The organism is Micromonospora sp. R311 (assembly GCF_056780015.1).
The window spans coordinates 145,060-164,821 of sequence record NZ_JBSWCE010000015.1; the positions used below are offsets into that span (position 1 = coordinate 145,060).

General features: G+C 72.8%; 15 protein-coding genes. 10 read left to right on the top strand and 5 right to left on the bottom strand.

Annotated elements, in window-relative coordinates; genetic code table 11:
* Positions 1-198: 198 nt before the first annotated feature.
* Positions 199-1,188 carry a selenide, water dikinase SelD gene (selD, locus tag AC1WTP_RS15215; RefSeq protein WP_481649900.1) on the top strand — a complete coding sequence of 330 codons (990 nt, stop codon included), beginning with the start codon at positions 199-201 and terminating at the stop codon, positions 1,186-1,188.
* A 229-nt stretch (positions 1,189-1,417) separates the two neighbouring features.
* The gene (locus tag AC1WTP_RS15220) at positions 1,418-1,897 is read left to right on the top strand and encodes a hypothetical protein (protein ID WP_481649901.1); all 480 of its coding nucleotides are present in this window, start codon (positions 1,418-1,420) and stop codon (positions 1,895-1,897) included.
* 69 nt (positions 1,898-1,966) lie between these two features.
* On the opposite strand, the gene AC1WTP_RS15225 is transcribed toward AC1WTP_RS15220, so the two are convergent.
* On the bottom strand, positions 1,967-2,197 hold the full coding sequence (locus tag AC1WTP_RS15225; protein WP_481649902.1) for a DUF2277 family protein: 231 nt from the start codon (positions 2,195-2,197) through the stop codon (positions 1,967-1,969).
* 52 nt (positions 2,198-2,249) lie between these two features.
* On the opposite strand from AC1WTP_RS15225, the gene miaB reads away from it, so the two are divergent.
* Positions 2,250-3,749, top strand: a complete 1,500-nt coding sequence (gene miaB / locus AC1WTP_RS15230; RefSeq protein WP_481649903.1) for a tRNA (N6-isopentenyl adenosine(37)-C2)-methylthiotransferase MiaB — start codon at positions 2,250-2,252, stop codon at positions 3,747-3,749.
* A 69-nt stretch (positions 3,750-3,818) separates the two neighbouring features.
* Here the strand turns inward: miaB and AC1WTP_RS15235 are convergent, their stop codons facing one another.
* Entirely contained in the window at positions 3,819-5,414 is a 1,596-nt protein-coding gene (locus tag AC1WTP_RS15235; protein WP_481649904.1) for a cellulase family glycosylhydrolase, read from the bottom strand.
* A 318-nt stretch (positions 5,415-5,732) separates the two neighbouring features.
* The gene (locus AC1WTP_RS15240; RefSeq protein WP_481649905.1) at positions 5,733-6,941 is read right to left on the bottom strand and encodes a DUF349 domain-containing protein; all 1,209 of its coding nucleotides are present in this window, start codon (positions 6,939-6,941) and stop codon (positions 5,733-5,735) included.
* 150 nt (positions 6,942-7,091) lie between these two features.
* Here AC1WTP_RS15240 and AC1WTP_RS15245 point away from each other — a divergent pair, with 150 nt between their 5' ends.
* The 3 genes from AC1WTP_RS15245 to dapF are packed head-to-tail and all read left to right on the top strand — an operon-like array spanning position 7,092 to position 9,662.
* Positions 7,092-7,862 carry a class III extradiol ring-cleavage dioxygenase family protein gene (locus AC1WTP_RS15245; protein WP_481649906.1) on the top strand — a complete coding sequence of 257 codons (771 nt, stop codon included), beginning with the start codon at positions 7,092-7,094 and terminating at the stop codon, positions 7,860-7,862.
* Positions 7,859-8,800: a tRNA (adenosine(37)-N6)-dimethylallyltransferase MiaA gene (gene miaA, locus AC1WTP_RS15250; protein ID WP_481649907.1), complete on the top strand. Its 942-nt coding sequence runs from the start codon at positions 7,859-7,861 to the stop codon at positions 8,798-8,800. Before AC1WTP_RS15245 ends, miaA begins: the two co-directional genes overlap by 4 nt.
* 7 nt (positions 8,801-8,807) lie before the next feature.
* Positions 8,808-9,662 carry a diaminopimelate epimerase gene (gene dapF, locus AC1WTP_RS15255; protein ID WP_481649908.1) on the top strand — a complete coding sequence of 285 codons (855 nt, stop codon included), beginning with the start codon at positions 8,808-8,810 and terminating at the stop codon, positions 9,660-9,662.
* 259 nt (positions 9,663-9,921) lie between these two features.
* Here the strand turns inward: dapF and AC1WTP_RS15260 are convergent, their stop codons facing one another.
* Positions 9,922-11,388: an NAD-dependent malic enzyme gene (locus AC1WTP_RS15260; RefSeq protein ID WP_481649909.1), complete on the bottom strand. Its 1,467-nt coding sequence runs from the start codon at positions 11,386-11,388 to the stop codon at positions 9,922-9,924.
* 178 nt (positions 11,389-11,566) lie between these two features.
* Between AC1WTP_RS15260 and hflX the strand changes: the two genes are divergently transcribed.
* Both hflX and AC1WTP_RS15270 read left to right on the top strand, forming a co-directional pair.
* A complete protein-coding gene (gene hflX, locus AC1WTP_RS15265; protein WP_481649910.1) occupies positions 11,567-13,018 on the top strand; it encodes a GTPase HflX in 1,452 nt (483 codons plus the stop codon).
* Between the two features lie 51 nt (positions 13,019-13,069).
* Positions 13,070-14,674 carry a hypothetical protein gene (locus AC1WTP_RS15270; protein WP_481649911.1) on the top strand — a complete coding sequence of 535 codons (1,605 nt, stop codon included), beginning with the start codon at positions 13,070-13,072 and terminating at the stop codon, positions 14,672-14,674.
* Between the two features lie 51 nt (positions 14,675-14,725).
* Here the strand turns inward: AC1WTP_RS15270 and lexA are convergent, their stop codons facing one another.
* The gene (gene lexA / locus AC1WTP_RS15275) at positions 14,726-15,514 is read right to left on the bottom strand and encodes a transcriptional repressor LexA (protein WP_481649912.1); all 789 of its coding nucleotides are present in this window, start codon (positions 15,512-15,514) and stop codon (positions 14,726-14,728) included.
* 564 nt (positions 15,515-16,078) lie between these two features.
* Between lexA and nrdR the strand changes: the two genes are divergently transcribed.
* Positions 16,079-16,579: a transcriptional regulator NrdR gene (gene nrdR, locus AC1WTP_RS15280; RefSeq protein WP_447135494.1), complete on the top strand. Its 501-nt coding sequence runs from the start codon at positions 16,079-16,081 to the stop codon at positions 16,577-16,579.
* A 33-nt stretch (positions 16,580-16,612) separates the two neighbouring features.
* On the top strand, positions 16,613-19,513 hold the full coding sequence (locus tag AC1WTP_RS15285; RefSeq protein WP_481649913.1) for a vitamin B12-dependent ribonucleotide reductase: 2,901 nt from the start codon (positions 16,613-16,615) through the stop codon (positions 19,511-19,513).
* Positions 19,514-19,762 lie beyond the last annotated feature (249 nt).

Sequence of the window (19,762 nt, forward strand, 5' to 3'; positions counted from 1 at the left end):
TCCACCGTCCCTGTCGTCGCCCCAGCGGGGTCGGATGACCCCCGGTTGGGCAACTGTAGGCGGGGGGATGTGGCGGAACGCAACTCAGTTGGTCACGGAGCGGTAACACCCTTCGTGATCAGGGCGCGAAGTCCGAATTCGACCACCGCCCGGTGCGTCTCGGTAGCGACTCGGGCGCGTTGCGGAGATCATGTGGGGATGACCGAACCGGTACGGCTGACCCGGTACGCCCGCGGCGGCGGCTGCGCCTGCAAGATCCCGCCGGGTGAGCTGGAGGCGATGGTCGCCGGGCTCGGTCCGGCCACCGGCAGCACCGAGCTGCTGGTCGGCCTGGACCACGGCGACGACGCCGCGGTGGTCCGGCTGGACGCGAGCACCGGCCTGGTCAGCACCGCCGACTTCTTCACCCCGGTGGTCGACGACGCGTACGACTGGGGGCGGATCGCCGCCGCCAACGCCCTCTCCGACGTGTACGCGATGGGCGGCACCCCGCTGGTGGCGCTGAACCTGCTCTGCTGGCCGCGCAACGTGCTGCCGCTGGAGCTGGCCCGGGAGGTGCTGCGCGGCGGCCAGGACGTGGCCCGCGAGGCCGGCTGCCACCTGGCCGGCGGGCACAGCGTGGACGACGACGGCCCGAAGTACGGGCTGGCCGTCACCGGGGTGGTCCGGCCGGAGGAGCTGATCACGCTGGACGGCGGCCGGGCCGGCCTGCCGCTGTCGCTGACCAAGCCGCTCGGCGTCGGGGTGCTCAACACAAGGCACAAGAACACCGGGGAGCACTTCCCGGCGGCGCTCGCGGCGATGACCACGCTGAACCGGGACGCGGCCCGGGCGGCGGTGGCCGCGGGCATCCGCTGCGGCACCGACGTGACCGGCTTCGGGCTGCTCGGCCACGCGTCCAAGCTGGCCCGGGCCAGCGGGCTCACGGTCGCCCTGGACGCGGCCCGGGTGCCCTACCTGGCCGGCGCCCGGGAGGCGGTGCGCGACGGGTACGTCAGCGGCGGCAGCCGGCGCAACCTGGACTGGGTGACCCCGTGGACGGACTTCGGCCGGGTCGGCGAGGACGACCGGCTGCTGCTGGCCGACGCGCAGACCTCCGGCGGCCTGCTGGTCGCCGGCGAACTCCCGGGCGGCACCGTGGTCGGCGAGCTGCGACCGCGCGGTGAGCACCTGATGGTCGTCCGCTGAGTAAGCCCTACGACAGTTGCCGGAAACCACGGCGCGCGCTGCGCGGGACGCGGCACCATACCCGATAAACTGTCATCTTCCCGCTACTCGGAGCAATGCGGCCCGAGTAAATTTTGCCCGGAATGGTCACAGACCGGTAACTTGCCCCCGGCTGAGGTCAAATGCACCCCACCATCATCAGTAAGGCCCGATCCGGAGGCCGGTGGGACGAGCACAGCGAGGAGGCGGCATGACCGAGCTGTGGAACTGGAGAATCGACCAGGCGGCGCCGGTGCAGGTCTACCCGGCACTGGCCGAGGCGCTCGGCCGGGTGGTGATGCCCCTGGCGGTGGCGGACCCGACCCGGCTGCCGACGTACGCGGTGATCTGCGACGTCTGGCAGGCGCCGGGGGAGTTCGGCACGATCGTGGACTGCTACGGCGTCCCGGAGCGGCTCCCCGAGCACGCCAGCGTCGCCGCACTGGCGCGGCTGCTGGGCCGCAACTGCCTGCTGCGCGACGACACCCTCGACGCGAGCCGACACCTGCTCGTCGCGCCCGACGGCACGATCCGGCCGGTGCACTTCACCGTCCGGGAGACCGACGACGGCGAGGTGCTCAGCGACCAGCGGCTCTGCACCGAGGCCGACCCGCGCTGCCGGGGCTGGTCCCAGTGCCACCGCTCGCGGTGGGCACCCGACTCGGTGCTGCCCGCGCTCGCCGCGGCCTGACCGCCGGCCGCCCGGCCGGCCGGCGAACCGCACGACACCGGGCGGACCGGGCCGCGGATCGCCCGCCGGTCAGCTCGCCGGGCCGGCGGACCGCCCGCCCCGGACCTCCAACTGGTCCAGCAGGGTCCGGGTGGCCGCGGACACGGCGGCCACCGCCGCGTCGAAGGCGGCGGCGTTGTGCGCGGCGGGCTTGCGGAACCCGGAGATCTTCCGGACATACTGCAACGCCGCGGCGTCGACGTCCGCCGGGGTCACCTCGGCGACGTACGGCTCACGCAGGGTCTTGATGCTCCGGCACACGGCTCCTCCTCGTTCGGTTCGGTCCGGTCCACCCGGATACGCTGTCCGGGTCATGACTACCGCAGCGGCGAGCAGCTCGCGCACCTACCAGGTGCGCACCTACGGCTGCCAGATGAACGTGCACGACTCCGAGCGCATTTCCGGGCTGCTGGAGCAGGCGGGCTACGTGCGCGCCGCCGAGGCCGACGAGCACCCGGACGTGGTGGTCTTCAACACCTGCGCGGTGCGGGAGAACGCCGACAACCGGCTCTACGGCAACCTCGGTCATCTGCGCCCCGTGAAGGACCGGCACCCGGGGATGCAGATCGCCGTCGGCGGCTGCCTGGCCCAGAAGGACCGCGGCGACATCGTCCGCAAGGCGCCCTGGGTGGACGTGGTCTTCGGCACGCACAACATCGGCTCGCTGCCGGTGCTGCTGGAGCGGGCCCGGCACAACGCCGCCGCCGAGGTGGAGATCCTGGAGTCCCTCGACGTCTTCCCGTCCACGCTGCCCACCCGCCGCGAGTCGACGTACGCCGGCTGGGTGTCGATCTCGGTGGGCTGCAACAACACCTGCACGTTCTGCATCGTGCCCTCCCTGCGCGGCAAGGAGAAGGACCGCCGCCCCGGTGACGTCCTCTCCGAGGTGCGCGCGCTGGTGGACGAGGGCGTGCTGGAGGTGACCCTGCTCGGGCAGAACGTCAACTCCTACGGCGTCGAGTTCGGCGACCGGTTCGCGTTCGGCAAGCTGCTGCGCGCCTGCGGCGACATCGAGGGCCTGGAGCGGGTCCGGTTCACCAGCCCGCACCCGAAGGACTTCACCGACGACGTGATCGCCGCGATGGCCGAGACGCCGAACGTCTGCCACTCGCTGCACATGCCGTTGCAGTCCGGTTCCGACGCGGTGCTGCGCGCCATGCGCCGCTCGTACCGGGCCGAGCGCTACCTCGGCATCATCGAGAAGGTACGGGCGGCGATGCCGGGCGCGGCGATCACCACCGACATCATCGTCGGCTTCCCCGGCGAGACCGAGGCCGACTTCGAACGCACCCTCGACGTGGTCCGCGCGGCCCGGTTCTCCTCGGCGTTCACCTTCCAGTACTCCAAGCGCCCCGGCACCCCGGCCGCGACCATGCCGGGCCAGCTCCCCAAGCAGGTCGTCCAGGAGCGTTACGAGCGGTTGATCGCCTGCGTCGAGGAGATCACCTGGGCGGAGAACAAGCGCCTGGTGGGGGAGAGCGTCGAGGTGCTGGTCGCCGTCGGGGAGGGGCGCAAGGACGAGCGCACCGGGCGGATGTCCGGCCGGGCCCGCGACGGCCGGCTCGTGCACTTCGACGCCGGTTCCCTCGCCGGGCGGATCCGCCCCGGCGACATCGTGCACACCACGGTCACCTACGCCGCCCCGCACCACCTCAACGCCGACGGCGAGCCGCTGTCGCACCGGCGTACCCGGGCCGGTGACGCGGCCGAGGCGGGGCGCTCGCCGCGTACGCCCGGGGTGCTGCTCGGCCTGCCCACCATCGGCGCGCCGGCCGCGGCCCCCGCGCCGGCGACGGGCTGCGCCGCGCACTGACCGCGCCGCGCGACGGCCGGGACCTCGGACGGAGGTCCCGGCCGTCGCCGTTCGGGCCGGCGCCCGACCTCAGCAGGCCGTGCCGTTCAACCGCACGCCGCCGGGCGCGGTGGCCGGCCCGTTCGCGGTGACCCCGACGGTCACCGAGGCGCCCGCGGCCAGCGCCGGCGCCCAGCCGGGGGCCGCCGCGGTCACCGTGCCGCCGGACTGGGTGACGGTGGCGTTCCAACCGCTGCCCAGGGTCACCCCGGCCGGCCAGGTCCAGGCGGCCTGCCACGGGTTGAGCGTCGCGGTGCCGGTGTTCGTGATGGTCAGCTCGCCCTGGAAGCCGCCCTGCCAGGCGTTGACCTGCCGCCAGGTCGCCGTGCAACCGCCGGTCGGGGCCGGCGTGGTCGGCCCCGGGGTGGTCGGGGTGGGCGTCGCCCCGCCGCCGGCCGGCGGGATCAGGTACGGCTGGAGGATGGCCTGCTTGGTGGTGTTGATGCTGGTCCAGTCGTCCAACGCGATGCCGCCGGTGTCGCCCGAGTTGGGATTCCACGACCAGTAGGTGAAGGACATCCCGCCGACCCCGGTGCCGGTGTGGGCCATCAACCGCTCCAGCCACACCCGGTCGCGCGGGTCGGCCAGGGTGCTGCCGAACTCGCCCATCATGATCGGCGCGATGTTCTCCCTGTACAGGTAACCCCAGTACCTGTCCCAGATCGCCGGCAGGTTGTCCGGGAAGTCGGCGGCCTTGAACCAGCTCTGCTCGTAGACCGAGGTGGCGTACTCGTGCGGCGAGTAGACCAGGCGGTTCGGCACGTCGAGCCGCACCGGGAAGTCCTTCGCCTTCGTCAGGTTGCCGCCCCACCAGCCGCAGTCCTCGTCGTTGCTCGGGTCGTTGTCCCAGACGTTGGAGAGGCCGCCGCTCGGGCAGCTCACCCCCTCGACGAAGATCAGCCAGTTCGGCTGCACGGAGAGGATCGCGTTGCCGGCCCGCTCGGCGGCCAGCCGCCAGTCCCGCGCCGGGACCCCGCAGCCCCAGCAGGCTCCGGTGGCCGCCGGGTTGGTCCCCTCGGCGTGCGGCTCGTTGTGCAGGTCGGCGCCGATCACCGTGGGGTTGCCCGCGTACCGCTGGGCCAGCATCTTCCAGTCGTTGATCCAGGTCGCCTCGGAGACCGTCGAGGTGTACCAGAGGGCGGACTGCCCGGCCGCCGTCGGCCGGTGCCGGTCCAGGATGATCCGCATCCCCTTGGTGCCGGCGTAGTCGACGACCTTGTCGAGGATCTGCAGCGGGGAGAGCCCGACCAGGTCCGGGTTGACGTAGTCGTTGATCCCGGTCGCGGTGGCTCCGGGCTTCAGGGCGTCGTTGGAGTACGGCACCCGCAGGGTGTTGTAGCCGAGGCTGGCCATCTTGTCGATCTGCCCCCGCCACGGGTTGCTCGACCAGAGCCCGTGGAAGGTCTTGTTGTCCGTCTCCATGCCGAACCAGTTGATGCCGGTGATCCGGACCGTGGCGCCGGTGCTGTCCACGATCCGGTTGCCGTCGGTGTGCAGGTAGCCGGTGCCGGTGCCGACCGGGTCGGCGGCGGCCGCGGTGGTGCTGACGGCGGCGGCCACGAGGACGCCGGCCGCGGCGGTGGCGAGCGCGGTGAACGCGCCGCCGAGGGCGGTGGGTCGGTGCATCGAAGCTCCATTCCGGAGGGTCCGCCGCCGCCACCGGCGGCGCGGACCGGAACCAGGCACGCCCGCTTCCAGGAGTACGCGGACAGCGCGCGACGGGACGTGCCACGCGGGATGCCGCCACTCGCGGGACCACCGGCGTCCCCCGACGGCAGTGCGTGCCGTCGGCGCCCTCGCGCCGGTGCCGGTCCTGGCTCCGCCGCCCATTCTGATCAGCCCACCTCGATGCGTCAACGCCCGCCGCTCCGGGGCCCGCCCGCCGGTGGATGCGCGGAAGCCCCCGGTCCCGTTGGGGGACCGGGGGCTTCCGGGTGGATCAGGTCAGCCGGACTGCTCGGCGAGCTGGAGGAACTGCCGCTTCGAGGCCAGCGCCTGCTCGGCCTCGCGGATCCGCTTGGCGTCGCCGGCGGCCTGGGCGCGGGCCAGCCGCTCCTCGGCCTCGGCGACCTGCGACCGCATCTGGGCCAGCAGCGGGTTGTCCTCCTTGGTGGTCCGCCGCCACGCCGAGTCCATCACCTCGCGGACCTTCTCGTCGATCGCGCGCAGCCGGCGCTCCAGCCCGGCGGCCGCCTCCCGGGGAACCCGGCCGGCCTCGTGCCACTGCGCCTGGATCTCCCGCAGCTTGGCCTGGGCGCCCTTCGGGTCGCCCTCGACGTCCAGCGCCTCGGCCTCGGCCAGCAGGGCCTGCTTGCGCTCCAGGTTGGCCCGCTGCTCGTTGTCCCGCGCCGAGAAGACCTCGCTGCGCCGGGTGAAGAACTCGTCCTGCGCCGCCCGGAACCGGTCCCAGAGCCGCTGCTCGGCCTCCTTCGAGGCGCGCGGCGCGGCCTTCCACTGGTTCATCAGCTCCTTGAGCTGGTTGGCGGTGGCCGCCCAGTCGGTGGAGTCCTTCAGCTTCTCGGCCTCGGTGACCAGTTCCTCCTTGACCGTCTGCGCCTGCTTGCGCTGGGCGTCCAGGGAGGCGAAGTGGGCGCCGCGCCGGCGGGTGAAGCCGTCGCGGGCCGCGGCGAACCGCTTCCACAGCTCGCCGTCGGTCTTCTTGTCGACGCCGCGGATGCTCTTCCACTCGTCGAGGATCTCCTTGAGCCGGTCCCCGGCGGTCTTCCAGCCGGTCGACTCGGCGGCGATCTTCTCCGCCTCCTCGACCAGGGCCGTCTTGCGGGCGAGCGCCTCGCTGCGGGCGGCGTCGCGGGCCGCCCGGGCCTCCCCGGCCTTCTCCTCGGCGACGACGGCGAGCTTGTCGAGCCGCGCGGCGAGCGCGTCGATGTCACCGACCACGTGCGCCTCGGGAAGCGAGGCGCGCAGCCGGCGGATCGTGGTCAGCGAGTGGCCGGCGTCCGCCGCGCCCGAGTTGAGCCGGGCCTCGGTGAGGTCCACCTCCGTCACCAGGTCGGCGAAGCGCCGGGCGAAGTGGGCCAGCCCCTCCTCCGGTGCTCCCGCCTGCCAGGAACCGACCACCCGCTCACCCTCGGCGGTCTTGACGTACACGGTGCCGTCCGCGTCCACCCGTCCGAAGGCAGTCCAGTCGCTCATGTGCCCATCCTCGTTCTCCCGGCGTCGGGGAGCAGCCCCTCGATCGCCGCCACGGCGCAGCAAAGTTTCTCCCGGCATTGTCACAGGTCCGCCCCCGTCCGCGTCGAGCGCCTATCGCCGACCGTGACCATACGGTGTCCTAGCCGTCGAATGACCGGATCGGCGCGGAGACGCACCGACGCGTCCCGCTACCGTGGACCCGTGCCACTGGTCGCCGCCGCCGTCTGCCCGCATCCGCCCCTGCTCCTGCCCGAGGTGGCCGGCGCCGCCGCCGGTGAGCTGGACGACCTCCGGGCCGCCTGCGACGCCGCCGTGGCCCGGCTGCTCGCCGCCGAGCCGGAACAGATCGTGCTGGTCGGCGGCGGACCTGAGACGGCCCACTTCGGCGCCGCCGACTACGGCTCCCTGCGCGCCTACGGCGTCGATCGCCACGTCCGGCTCTGGAAGACCAACTGTGCCGGCGGGGAGCGGCTGCCGTTGAGCCTGACCGTGGGCGCGTGGCTGGTCGGCCGGACGGGTACCGAGCTGCCCCGGCTCGCCGAGGCGGTCGCCACCGACGCCGCCGCCGACGACTGCGCCGACCTCGGGTCGCGGCTCGCCCGTCGGGCCGAGCAGCGGACCGCGCTGCTGGTGATGGGGGACGGGTCGGCCTGCCGGGGGGAGAAGTCGCCCGGCTACCACGACCCGCGCGCCGAACCGTACGACGAGGGGGTGGCCCGGGCGCTGGCCGGCGCGGACGCCGATGCCCTGCTCGGCCTGGACCCCGGATTGTCGGCGGAGCTGAAGGTCGCCGGGCGGGCGTCCTGGCAGGTGCTCGCCGGTGCGGCCCGCGCCACGGGCGGCGCGTGGCGCGGCGAGCTGCGCTACGACGCCGCCCCCTACGGCGTGGCCTACCTCGTCGCCACCTGGGAGCGGCCGTGACCGCCTCGACCGACGGTGGGCGGCCGCCGGTCGGGACCGTGGTCGCCGTGGTCGGGCCGACCGCCGCCGGCAAGTCGGCGCTGAGTATCGCGCTCGCCCACGCCCTGGACGGCGAGGTGGTCAACGCCGACTCGATGCAGCTCTACCGGGGCATGGACATCGGCACCGCCAAGCTCACCCCCGCCGAACGCGAGGGTGTGCCGCACCACCTGCTGGACATCTGGGAGGTCACCGAGCCGGCCAGTGTCGCCGAGTACCAGCGGCTGGCCCGGACGGCGGTCGACGACATCCTGGCCCGGGGCCGGGTGCCGCTGCTGGTCGGCGGCTCCGGGCTCTACGTCCGGGCGGTGCTGGAGCGGTTCGAGTTCCCCGGCACCGACCCGGCGGTGCGGGAGCGGCTGGAGCGTGAGCTGGCCGAGGTCGGCCCCGCCCCGCTGTACGCGCGGCTGCGCGCCACGGACCCGGCCGCGGCGGCGGGCATCCTGCCCGGCAACGGCCGGCGGATCGTCCGGGCGCTGGAGGTCATCGAGCTGACCGGGGCGTCGTTCACCGCCGCGCTGCCCGAACCGACCCCGTACTACCCGTCCGTGCAGCTCGGCGTCGACCTGGACACCGCGCTGCTGGACGAGCGGATCGCCCGGCGGGTGGACCGGATGTGGGCGGACGGCCTGGTCGCCGAGACCCGGGGGCTGGTCGGCCGTGGCCTGCCCGAGGGGCGGACGGCCAGCCGGGCGCTCGGTTACCAGCAGGTGCTGCGCTTCCTGGCCGGTGAGCTGACCGAGACCGAGGCGCACGACGAGACGATCCGGGCCACCCGGCGCTTCGTCCGCCGGCAGCGCTCCTGGTTCCGTCGCGACCCGCGGATCCACTGGCTGGACGCGGCCGCGCCGGACCTGGTCGCCGAGGCCCTGCGGCTGGTCCCGGCCGTTGCGCGATGATGGGGGCGTGGAGTTCACCAAGGGGCACGGCACCGGCAACGACTTCGTGATCCTGCCCGACCCGGACGGGCGGCTGGAGCTGACACCGGGGCTGGTCGCCGCGCTCTGCGACCGCCGGCGCGGGCTCGGCGCCGACGGCGTGCTGCGGGTGGTCCGCTCCGCCAAGCACCCCGAGGCCGCCGGCCAGGCCGGCGACGCCGAGTGGTTCATGGACTACTGGAACGCCGACGGGTCGTTCGCCGAGATGTGCGGCAACGGGGCACGGGTGTTCGTCCGGTTCCTGGTCGCCGCCGGGCTGGCCGACCAGACCGACGGCGGGACGCTGCCGGTGGCCACCCGGGCCGGCGTCGTGCGGGCCCGGGTGAGCGGGGACACCATCGCCGTCGAGATGCGCCGCCCCCGGCTGTACGACGGGTCGGCCGCCACGCTGGGTGGGCTGACCCTGCCCGGCACCTCGGTGGACGTGGGCAACCCGCACCTGGTGTGCGCGCTGCCGGCCGGGCTGGACCTGGCCGGGCTGGACCTTACCCGGGCGCCCGAGGTCGACCCGGCGGCCTTCCCCGACGGCGTGAACGTGGAGTTCACCGCCCCCGGCGACCCGGTCGACGGCGCCGACGGGCACGTGCTGATGCGGGTGTACGAGCGCGGTTCCGCCGAAACGCTCTCCTGCGGCACCGGCGCCTGCGCGGTGGCCGCGGTGGCCCTGCGCGACGCCGGCCGGGACACCGGCGTGGTGGCGGTGGACGTCCCCGGCGGTCGCGTCTCGGTCACCGTCACCGAGGACTCCTGCTGGCTCGCCGGCCCGGCCGTCCTCGTCGCCACCGGCGAGATCGCTCCCACGGCCCTGACCGGGTCCGCCTGACGAACGGCCGGGTCGCCGGGGCGGCCCGCCGCTCCGCCCCGGCCAGAGGGATGTCCCCACCACGCCCTTTGCTCTGCTTCAACGGACGCAGTACCGCCCTGTCCGATTACCGGACGTCGCGGTATTGCGTGGGTTGACGCAGAGCAAAGGATCCGACCTGGTACTCCTGACCGGCGCGGCAGCGGTTCGCGGTCGGCGGCCCGGCCGGGCCGAGCGGGGCGAAGGCCGGCGCCCGCGCGTCGGCGGACCCCTGCGGCGGTCAGGGGGTGGCGGAGGCTTCGGCGGCGATCTCGGGGAGGTCGGCGGGGCCGGGGTCGGCGGCCGGGGCGGGCGCCGGATTCTGCGCGGCGGCGCGGACGGCCGCGGCCACCGCCGGGGCGACCCGCGAGTCGAAGACGCTCGGCACGATCACCGTCGGGTTGATCTTGTCCTCGCCGACCACGTCGGCGATCGCCTGGGCGGCGGCGAGCGCCATCTCCTCGGTGAACTCCTCGGCGTGCGCGTCGAGCATGCCGCGGAAGACGCCGGGGAAGGCGAGCACGTTGTTGATCTGGTTCGGCTGGTCGGAGCGGCCGGTGGCGACCACGGCGGCGTGCTTGCGCGCCTCCCGGGGGTCCACCTCCGGGTCCGGGTTGGCCAGCGCGAAGACGATCGCGTCCTTGGCCATGGCGGCGATGTCCTCGCCGGTGAGCAGGTTGGGCGCGCTCACCCCGATGAAGACGTCCGCGCCACGGATCGCCCCGGGGAGGTCCCCGGCGTAGTTCTCCTTGTTGGTGTGCTCGGCCAGCCACTGCCAGGCCGGGTTGAGCCCGGTCAGGCCGCGGTGCAGGGCGCCCTGCCGGTCGTACGCGATGATGTCGCCCACGCCCTGGCGCAGCAGCAGCTTCATGATCGCGGTGCCCGCCGCGCCGGCCCCGGAGACCACCACCCGGACGTCCGAGAGCTGCTTGCCCACCACCCGCAGCGCGTTGGTCAGCGCGGCCAGCACGCAGATCGCGGTGCCGTGCTGGTCGTCGTGGAAGACCGGGATGTCCAGCGCCTCGCGCAGCCGGGCCTCGATCTCGAAGCAGCGCGGCGCGGCGATGTCCTCCAGGTTGATCCCGCCGTACGCCGGCGCGATGGCCTTGACGATCTGCACGATCTCGTCGGTGTCCTGGGTGTCCAGCACCACCGGCCAGGCGTCCACCCCGCCGAAGCGCTTGAAGAGCGCGGCCTTGCCCTCCATCACCGGCAGCGACGCGGCCGGGCCGAGGTTGCCCAGGCCCAGCACCGCGGAGCCGTCGCTGACCACGGCCACGGTGTTCCGCTTGATGGTCAGCCGGCGGGCGTCGGCCGGGTTCTCCGCGATCGCCATGCAGACCCGGGCCACCCCCGGCGTGTACGCCCGGGACAGCTCGTCGCGGGTCCGCAGCGCGACCTTCGAGCTCACCTCGATCTTGCCGCCGAGGTGCAGCAGGAAGGTGCGGTCGGACACCTTGCGCACGTCCACGCCGTCGAGCGCGGTCAGCGCCTCGACCACCTGGTCGGCGTGGCTGGCGTCGGCGGTGTCACAGGTGAGGTCGACGATCACGTGGGTCGGGTCGGAGTCGACGACGTCCAGTGCGGTGACGATGGCCCCGGCCTCCCCGACGGAGGTGGTCAACCGGCCGATCGACGAGGCGTCGGCCGGCACGGCGATCCGGATCGTGATCGAGAACCCCGCACTCGGAAGTCGGGTGATGGCCACGGGTGTCCCTCCGTCAGCACTGAACGGTTGTCGCCCCGCATTTCTACTCGCCCGCGCAGGTCGGCCGGCATCCGGCCCCACTACCGACGGGTACGGACCGCGGGCATATAGCAGGTGCGTTCGGCGTTGGCACATGTCAGGATTGCTCGGTACCTGACAGAACGGACAGGAGATCAGTTTGCGAGACCAGGAGACCTACGTTCCCCTCGACGACGACGAGCTCGATGCCACCACCGGTGAGTTCGAGCTGTCGGAGCGGCAGGCGCTGCGGCGGGTCCCCGGGCTCTCCACCGAGCTCACCGACATCACCGAGGTCGAATACCGCCAGCTCCGGCTGGAGCGGGTCGTCCTGGTCGGCGTCTGGACCGAGGGTACGCAGAGTGACGCCGAGAACTCCCTCGCCGAGCTGGCCGCGCTGGCCGAGACCGCCGGCTCGCAGGTGCTCGAGGGGCTGATCCAGCGGCGCAACCGGCCCGACCCGGCCACCTACATCGGTCGCGGCAAGGTCGACGACCTCGGCTCGGTGGTCCTCGCCAGCGGCGCCGACACCGTGATCTGCGACGGTGAGCTGTCCCCGTCCCAGCTGCGCAACCTGGAGCAGCGCACCAAGGTCAAGGTGGTCGACCGGACGGCGCTGATCCTCGACATCTTCGCCCAGCACGCCAAGAGCAAGGAAGGTAAGGCTCAGGTCGAGCTGGCCCAGCTGGAATACCTGCTGCCCCGCCTGCGGGGTTGGGGCGAGACGCTGTCCCGGCAGACCGGTGGTAGCGGCCGCGGCGGCGGGGCCGGCGGCGGCGTGGGTCTGCGCGGTCCGGGTGAGACCAAGCTCGAGACCGACCGGCGGCGGATCCGGCACCGGATCGCCCGGCTGCGCCGGGAGATCAAGGGCATGAAGACGGTACGCCAGACCAAGCGGGCCCGCCGGGCGCGCAACGCGGTTCCCGCGGTGGCCATCGCCGGCTACACCAACGCCGGCAAGTCGAGCCTGCTCAACCGGCTGACCGGGGCGGGCGTGCTGGTTGAGAACGCGCTCTTCGCCACCCTCGACCCGACCACCCGCCGGGCCACCGCCGCCGACGGGCGGCTCTACACCTTCTCCGACACCGTGGGTTTCGTCCGGCACCTGCCGCACCAGATCGTCGAGGCGTTCCGCTCGACGCTGGAGGAGGTCGCCGACGCCGATCTGGTGGTGCACGTGGTCGACGGCACCCACCCGGATCCGGAGGAGCAGGTCCGGGCGGTCCGCGAGGTGCTCGCCGAGGTGGGCGCCGACCGGCTGCCGGAGCTGCTGGTGGTCAACAAGACCGACGCGACCGACGAGGAGACGCTGCTGCGGTTGAAGCGGCTCTGGCCGGAGGCGATCTTCGTATCCGCGCACAACGGGCGCGGCATCGACGGGTTGCGCGAGGCGGTCGAGGCACGACTGCCCCGCCCCGCGCTGGAGGTCCGGGCGGTGCTCCCGTACGACCGGGGCGACCTGGTCGCCCGGGTGCACCGGCAGGGTGAGGTGCTCAGCACCGCGCACCTGCCGGAGGGCACGTTGCTGCACGTCAGGGTGGGCGAGAGCCTCGCCGCCGAGCTGGCGCCGTTCCGGGCGGCGGAGGACCAGGTGGTCGCCGGCGCCCGGTGAGGCGTCCCGGCGTCACCCGGCGGAAACGTGGGGCATGCGACACTTGGCCCCATGCGCCGCGCTGTCTCGTCGATCATGGTTGCCCTCGGTCTGCTCGGGGTTACCGTGGCGTCCGGCGGAGTCGCCCTGGCGGCGCCCGCCGCCGCCTCGCTGCCGGCCGCCGCCCCGGGCAAGAAGCGGTGCACCATCGCCGACGAGCGACTGCGTGAGCTGTCCGGCCTGGTGGCCACCGGGAGCGGCTATGTCGTGATCAACGACGGCACCGACGTCGACAGCCGCAAACGGGTGTTCTTCCTCAACAGCAAGTGCACGGTCACCAAGGCTGTCAGCTACTCGGGCGGCGGCCCGGCCGACACGGAGGACCTGGCGCTCTCGCCGGACGCCAAGACGCTCTGGATCGCCGACATCGGCAACAACGTCACCGCTGAGGAGCGCCGCGACCGGGTGGCGGTCTGGACCATGCCGGTGAGCGGTGCCAAGCAGCCGGTGCTGCACCGGCTCACCTACCCGGAGAAGAAGCCGCACGACGCCGAGGCGCTGCTGATCGGGGACGACGGCATACCGTTGATCATCACGAAGGTGCCCACCGGCAAGGCGCAGATCTTCCGTCCGACGGCGGCGTTCAAGAAGAACGGCGACCCCGAGGCGGTGCCGATGGAGAAGGTCGGCGAGATCGCCCTGCCGAAGACCGACACCGACAACCGGATGAGCGTCTTCGGTCGGGTCGCGATCACTGGCGCCGCCCGGTCGCCGGATGGCACCCGGGTGGTGCTGCGCACGTACGCCGACGCCTTCGAGTACGACGTGCAGAACGGTGACGTGCTTGCCGCGCTGACCAAGGGCACGCCCAAGGTGACCGCTCTGGCCGACCCGTTCGGCGAGGCGATCGCCTACACCCCGGACGGCAAGACCTTCCTCACCGTCTCCGACGGCGGGCAGATGGAGGAGGGGGAGCCGGTCGAGATCCTCAGCTACACGCCCTCCACCGAGGGCGCGAAGCCGGTGTCCGACGAGGGGGGCGCCGGCCAGAAGGCGGCCGGGCAGTCCTGGTTCGACGGGCTCTCGCTGCAGGACATCACCTACCTCATCGCGGCGGTGGGCGCGGTCGGCGCGCTCTTGGTCGGTGCGGGCATCGTCGGCATCCTCCGGGCCCGGCGGCGCGTTGGACAGACCGGTGGTGACGCGGACGGCCGGGACTCCGACGACGACCTCCTCGATGACCGGCGGGTCCGGCCGGACGACGGTTTCCCCGAGCCCGACGCCCCCCGCGGCGGCGGTTACGGGGGAGCGGCCGGTGGCGGGGTCTACGGCGGTGGCCGGGGCGGTGCGCCGGCCGGTGGCGGCGTCTACGGCGGCGGCCGGCCGGCCGGTGGCGCTGGCCGCCCGGCCGGTGGCGGTGGCGGTGGCGTCTACGGCGGTGGGCGTCCGGCCGATGGTGGCGGCGTCTACGGCGGTGGTCGTCCCAACGGTGGCCGGCCGGCCGGTGGCGGCGTGTACGGCGGCGGCGGCGGCCGGGCCGAGCCGCCGCGCCGTGGCGGGCCGGACCCGGATCCCCGGGGGCCGCGGGCGGGGCGTCGCCGGGACGGCGGCTTCGACGACGGCCGTGGGTCGTACGGCCAGCCGCCCGGCCGGAGCTACCGGGGCGACCGGTACTGACACCCGCTCCCGGGGTGACCGCCGGTCGGCGGCCACCCGGAGGGACACGGGTCAGATCCGGCGGAGCACCGCGACGACCCGGCCCATGATGGTCGCGTCGTCGCCCGGGATCGGGTCGAAGGCCGGGTTCTGCGGCATCAGCCAGACGTGGCCGTCGCGCCGCCGGTAGGTCTTGACGGTCGCCTCGCCGTCGAGCATGGCCGCGACGATGTCACCGGATTCGGCGTTCGGCTGCTGCCGTACGACCACCCAGTCGCCGTCGCAGATCGCCGCGTCGAGCATCGAGTCGCCCTTGACCTGGAGCATGAAGACCTCGCCCTCACCCACCAGCTCGCGGGGGAGCGGGAAGACGTCCTCCACCGCCTGCTCGGCCAGGATCGGCCCACCGGCGGCGATCCGGCCCAGCATCGGCACGTACGCCGGGGTGGGGCGCTGCGAGCGGGTCAGCTCGTCGTCGACCGCGTCGCCGGGGGCCCGGACGTCCACCGCGCGCGGACGGTTCGGGTCGCGGCGCAGGAAGCCCTTCTTCTCCAGCTCCTTGAGCTGGTAGGCGACGCTGGACGGGGAGACCAGGCCGACCGCCTCGCCGATCTCGCGCACGCTGGGCGGGTAGCCGTGCCGGTCCACCCAGGTGCGGATGAACTCCAGGATGCGGCGCTGGCGGGCGGTCAGGTCGACCGTCGTCGGGTCGGGGAATGCGCTGACCACCGGGGTGACCGGGCGCACGGCGGGCTGCCCGGCGGCCCGGGCGCGCGTGGCGGCCCGGCGTCGGGTGGCCGGCGGGCCCGCCTCGGTGATCTGTTGCGGGCTCTTGGGCCGGCTGGCCCGGTCCTCGGTCACGTCCGTCCTCCCTGGTCGGCGCTGGGTGCCTTGGCGGCTCGTGGTGCGTGCGGTGTTCCTGTGCCGGCCGGTACGGCGGATGCCGCGACCGGTTGTTCCTGACCGTATAGGTGAGATCGGTCATTTTCAAACATCTGTACGACCTCGCCTCGGCGTGTCGGCGCCGAAAAGCCGGATGCTCGTACGCCCGTTCTGGTAAATGGTACGTCGGGTCGAACGGGTGTTCGATCCTGCCGGATCGTCGGTCGGTACCGTCCGGCCGGGCGGTAACCGCCGCCGGTTCCGGTCGGTTGGGCTTCCGGTGGGCCTCGGGAGGGTGGTTCGGCGCGGTTTGCCGGTGACGCGCCGGACACGCCGCCCAACTTGACCTCCGTTCGTCGGCGGCATACGGTCGACCCCTAGATGTAGTAGTCACACGGGCGTAAGTTGCCTATAGGTTGGGTTCGACTACCGACCGCACTCCCGTACCGTCGACCCGGCGACGGCCATCGGACGATGGCTCCGCCGTGGTCCGGCGTGCCCGGAGTGCGCCGGCGACCCGCGATCGACGAAGGAGGTCGGGCGATGCGCTGTCCGTACTGCCGGCACGCCGACTCCCGGGTGGTCGACTCGCGGGAGGCCGACGACGGTCAGTTGATCCGCCGGCGGCGGTCCTGCCCGGAGTGCGGCAAGCGGTTCACCACGGTGGAGGAGGCGGTCCTCGCGGTCGTCAAGCGCAGCGGGGTGACCGAGCCGTTCAGCCGCACGAAGATCATCGGCGGGGTGCGCAAGGCGTGCCAGGGCCGGCCGGTCGACGACGACTCGCTCGCGCTGCTGGCGCAGCGGGTCGAGGAGACCGTCCGGGCCAAGGGGGCCGCCGAGATCCCCAGCCACGAGGTGGGGCTGGCCATCCTGGGCCCGCTGCGGGACCTGGACGAGATCGCCTACCTCCGGTTCGCCAGCGTCTACCGGTCCTTCGACTCGCTCGCCGACTTCGAGCGCGAGATCGAGACGTTGCGGGCCGCGGCGCGCGCCCGGGAGAGCGGCGGGGCCGACGCGGTCGAGGCCGCCGGCCGCACCAGCTGATTCTGCACAGTTTTCAAAGAGATTGGACGCGCGGTGGGTGACCGCGCAGACGAGGGGGGCGACGGCGTGACAACGAGCCGTTCACGAAGCAAGGCGGGCGCCGGACTGAAGGTCGAGCGGGTCTGGACGACGGAGGGGGTCCACCCGTACGACGAGGTCACCTGGGAGCGCCGGGACGTCGTCATGACGAACTGGCGGGACGGCTCGATCAACTTCGAGCAGCGCGGGGTGGAGTTCCCGGAGAGCTGGAGCGTCAACGCGGCCAACATCGTGACCACCAAGTACTTCCGGGGCGCGGTGGGGACCCCGGAGCGCGAGTGGTCGCTCAAGCAGCTGATCGACCGGGTGGTCACCACCTACCGCACCGCCGGTGAGGAGTACGGCTACTTCGCCAGCCCGGCCGACGCCGAGGTGTTCGCCCACGAGCTGACCTGGATGCTGCTGCACCAGGTGTTCAGCTTCAACTCGCCGGTCTGGTTCAACGTCGGCACGCCGTCGCCGCAGCAGGTCAGCGCCTGCTTCATCCTCGCCGTCGACGACTCGATGGACTCGATCCTCGACTGGTACAAGGAGGAGGGGCTGATCTTCAAGGGCGGCTCCGGCTCCGGGGTGAACCTCTCCCGGATCCGCTCCTCCAAGGAGCTGCTCTCCTCCGGCGGCACCGCCTCCGGCCCGGTCAGCTTCATGCGCGGCGCGGACGCCTCCGCCGGCACCATCAAGTCCGGCGGCGCCACCCGGCGCGCGGCCAAGATGGTCATCCTCGACGTGGACCACCCCGACATCGAGGAGTTCGTGGTCACCAAGGCGCGCGAGGAGGACAAGATCCGCGCGCTGCGCGACGCCGGGTTCGACATGGACCTCGGCGGCGCCGACATCGTCAGCGTGCAGTACCAGAACGCCAACAACTCGGTCCGGGTCTCCGACGAGTTCATGGCCGCGGTGGAGAACGGCGGCGGCTTCGACCTGCGCGGCCGGCTCGACGGCGCGGTGATCGAGACCATCGACGCCAAGAAGCTGTTCCGCACCATCTCCCAGGCCGCCTGGGAGTGCGCCGACCCCGGCCTGCAGTACGACGACACCATCAACGACTGGCACACCTGCCCGGAGACCGGGCGGATCACCGCGTCGAACCCGTGCTCGGAGTACCTGCACCTGGACAACTCCTCGTGCAACCTGGCCTCCCTCAACCTGATGAAGTTCCTCCGGGCGGACGGGAACTTCGAGGTGGAGAAGTTCGTCAAGTCGGTCGAGCTGGTCATCACCGCGATGGACATCTCGATCTGCTTCGCCGACTTCCCGACCGAGAAGATCGGCGAGACCACCCGCGCCTACCGGCAGCTCGGCATCGGCTACGCCAACCTCGGCGCGCTGCTGATGGCCTCCGGCCTGCCGTACGACTCGGACCAGGGCCGCTCCGTCGCCGCGGCGATCACCTCGCTGATGACCGGCACCGCCTACCGCCGCTCGGCGGAGCTGGCCGGCATCGTCGGCCCGTACGACGGCTACGCCCGTAACGCCGAGCCGCACAAGCGGGTGATGCGCAAGCACGCCGCCGCCAACGACGAGATCAAGCCGGCCGGCACCGTGGCCACCGCGATCCAGCGCGAGGCCACCAGGCAGTGGACGCTGGGCAACAAGGTCGGTGAGAAGAACGGCTGGCGGAACTCGCAGGCCAGCGTGCTCGCGCCGACCGGCACCATCGGCCTGATGATGGACTGCGACACCACCGGCGTGGAGCCGGACCTGGCGCTGGTCAAGTTCAAGAAGCTGGTCGGCGGCGGCTCGATGCAGATCGTCAACCAGACGGTGCCGCGCGCCCTGCGCAGCCTCGGCTACCCCGAGGAGCAGGTCGAGGCGATCGTCGAGCACATCGCCGACCACGGCCACGTGGTGGACGCCCCGGGCCTGAAGCCGGAGCACTACCCGGTCTTCGACTGCGCCATGGGCGAGCGGTCCATCGCCCCGATGGGGCACGTGCGGATGATGGCGGCGGTCCAGCCGTTCATCTCCGGCGCGATCTCCAAGACGGTCAACATGCCGGAGCAGGCCACCGTCGAGGACGTCGAGAAGATCTACTTCGAGGGCTGGAAGCTCGGCCTCAAGGCGCTGGCGATCTACCGCGACAACTGCAAGGTCGGCCAGCCGCTGTCGGCGGCCAAGCCGAACAAGGCGGCCGCGACCACCGAGGCTCCCGCCGCGGTGGAGAAGGTGGTCGAGAAGGTCGTCGAGTACCGCCCGGTGCGCAAGCGGCTGCCGAAGAAGCGCCCGTCCCAGACGGTCAGCTTCTCCGTCGGCGGCGCCGAGGGCTACCTCACCGCGTCGTCCTACCCGGACGACGGCCTCGGCGAGGTCTTCCTCAAGATGTCGAAGCAGGGCTCGACCCTCGCCGGCGTGATGGACGCCTTCTCGGTGGCCATCTCCATCGGTCTTCAGTACGGCGTGCCGCTGGAGACGTACGTCAGCAAGTTCACCAACATGCGCTTCGAGCCGGCCGGCATGACCGACGACCCGGACGTGCGGATGGCCGCCTCGGTGATGGACTACATCTTCCGTCGGCTGGCGCTGGACTTCCTGCCGTACGAGCGGCGCGCGGAGTTGGGCATCTTCACCGCCAAGGAGCGGGCCGCCCAGCTGCGGGCCGAGGCGGAGGCGGAGAGTAGCGGCGCGGACCTCGCCGCGATGGCCGCCTCCGCCCCGGTCGAGACCAGGCCGGAGGAGCCGAAGACCGGCCCGGTCGCCCAGCCGGCCAAGGAGACCGCCGAGGTCGCCGCCGCCAAGCCGGCGCCGTCGGTGGGTTCCAGCACCGAACTGCTGGAGGCCGTGATCGGCAAGGCCGCCGACGCGCCGCTCTGCTTCACCTGCGGTACGAAGATGCGCCCGGCCGGTAGCTGCTACGTCTGCGAGGGCTGCGGCTCCACCAGCGGCTGCAGCTGACGTACGCCGAACGCGCGCTGCCCCGGCCCCGCTCCAGCGGGTCGGGGCAGCGCCGTGTCGGACCCGAGCCGTGCTGATCGTGACAGCTGCCACGACGCCGTAGCCGCGGCCAGGTTCGCCGCAGCTCCCGGCGCCGGTAGGTGCGGGGAGCGTGATACCGCAGAGGCATAAATATGGATCTTGTGACGTGTCTGTGGGTGGTCGGGCGCGTCGTTTATGGGGCACGCCGTTGTCCTGCCTAGGTTCTGG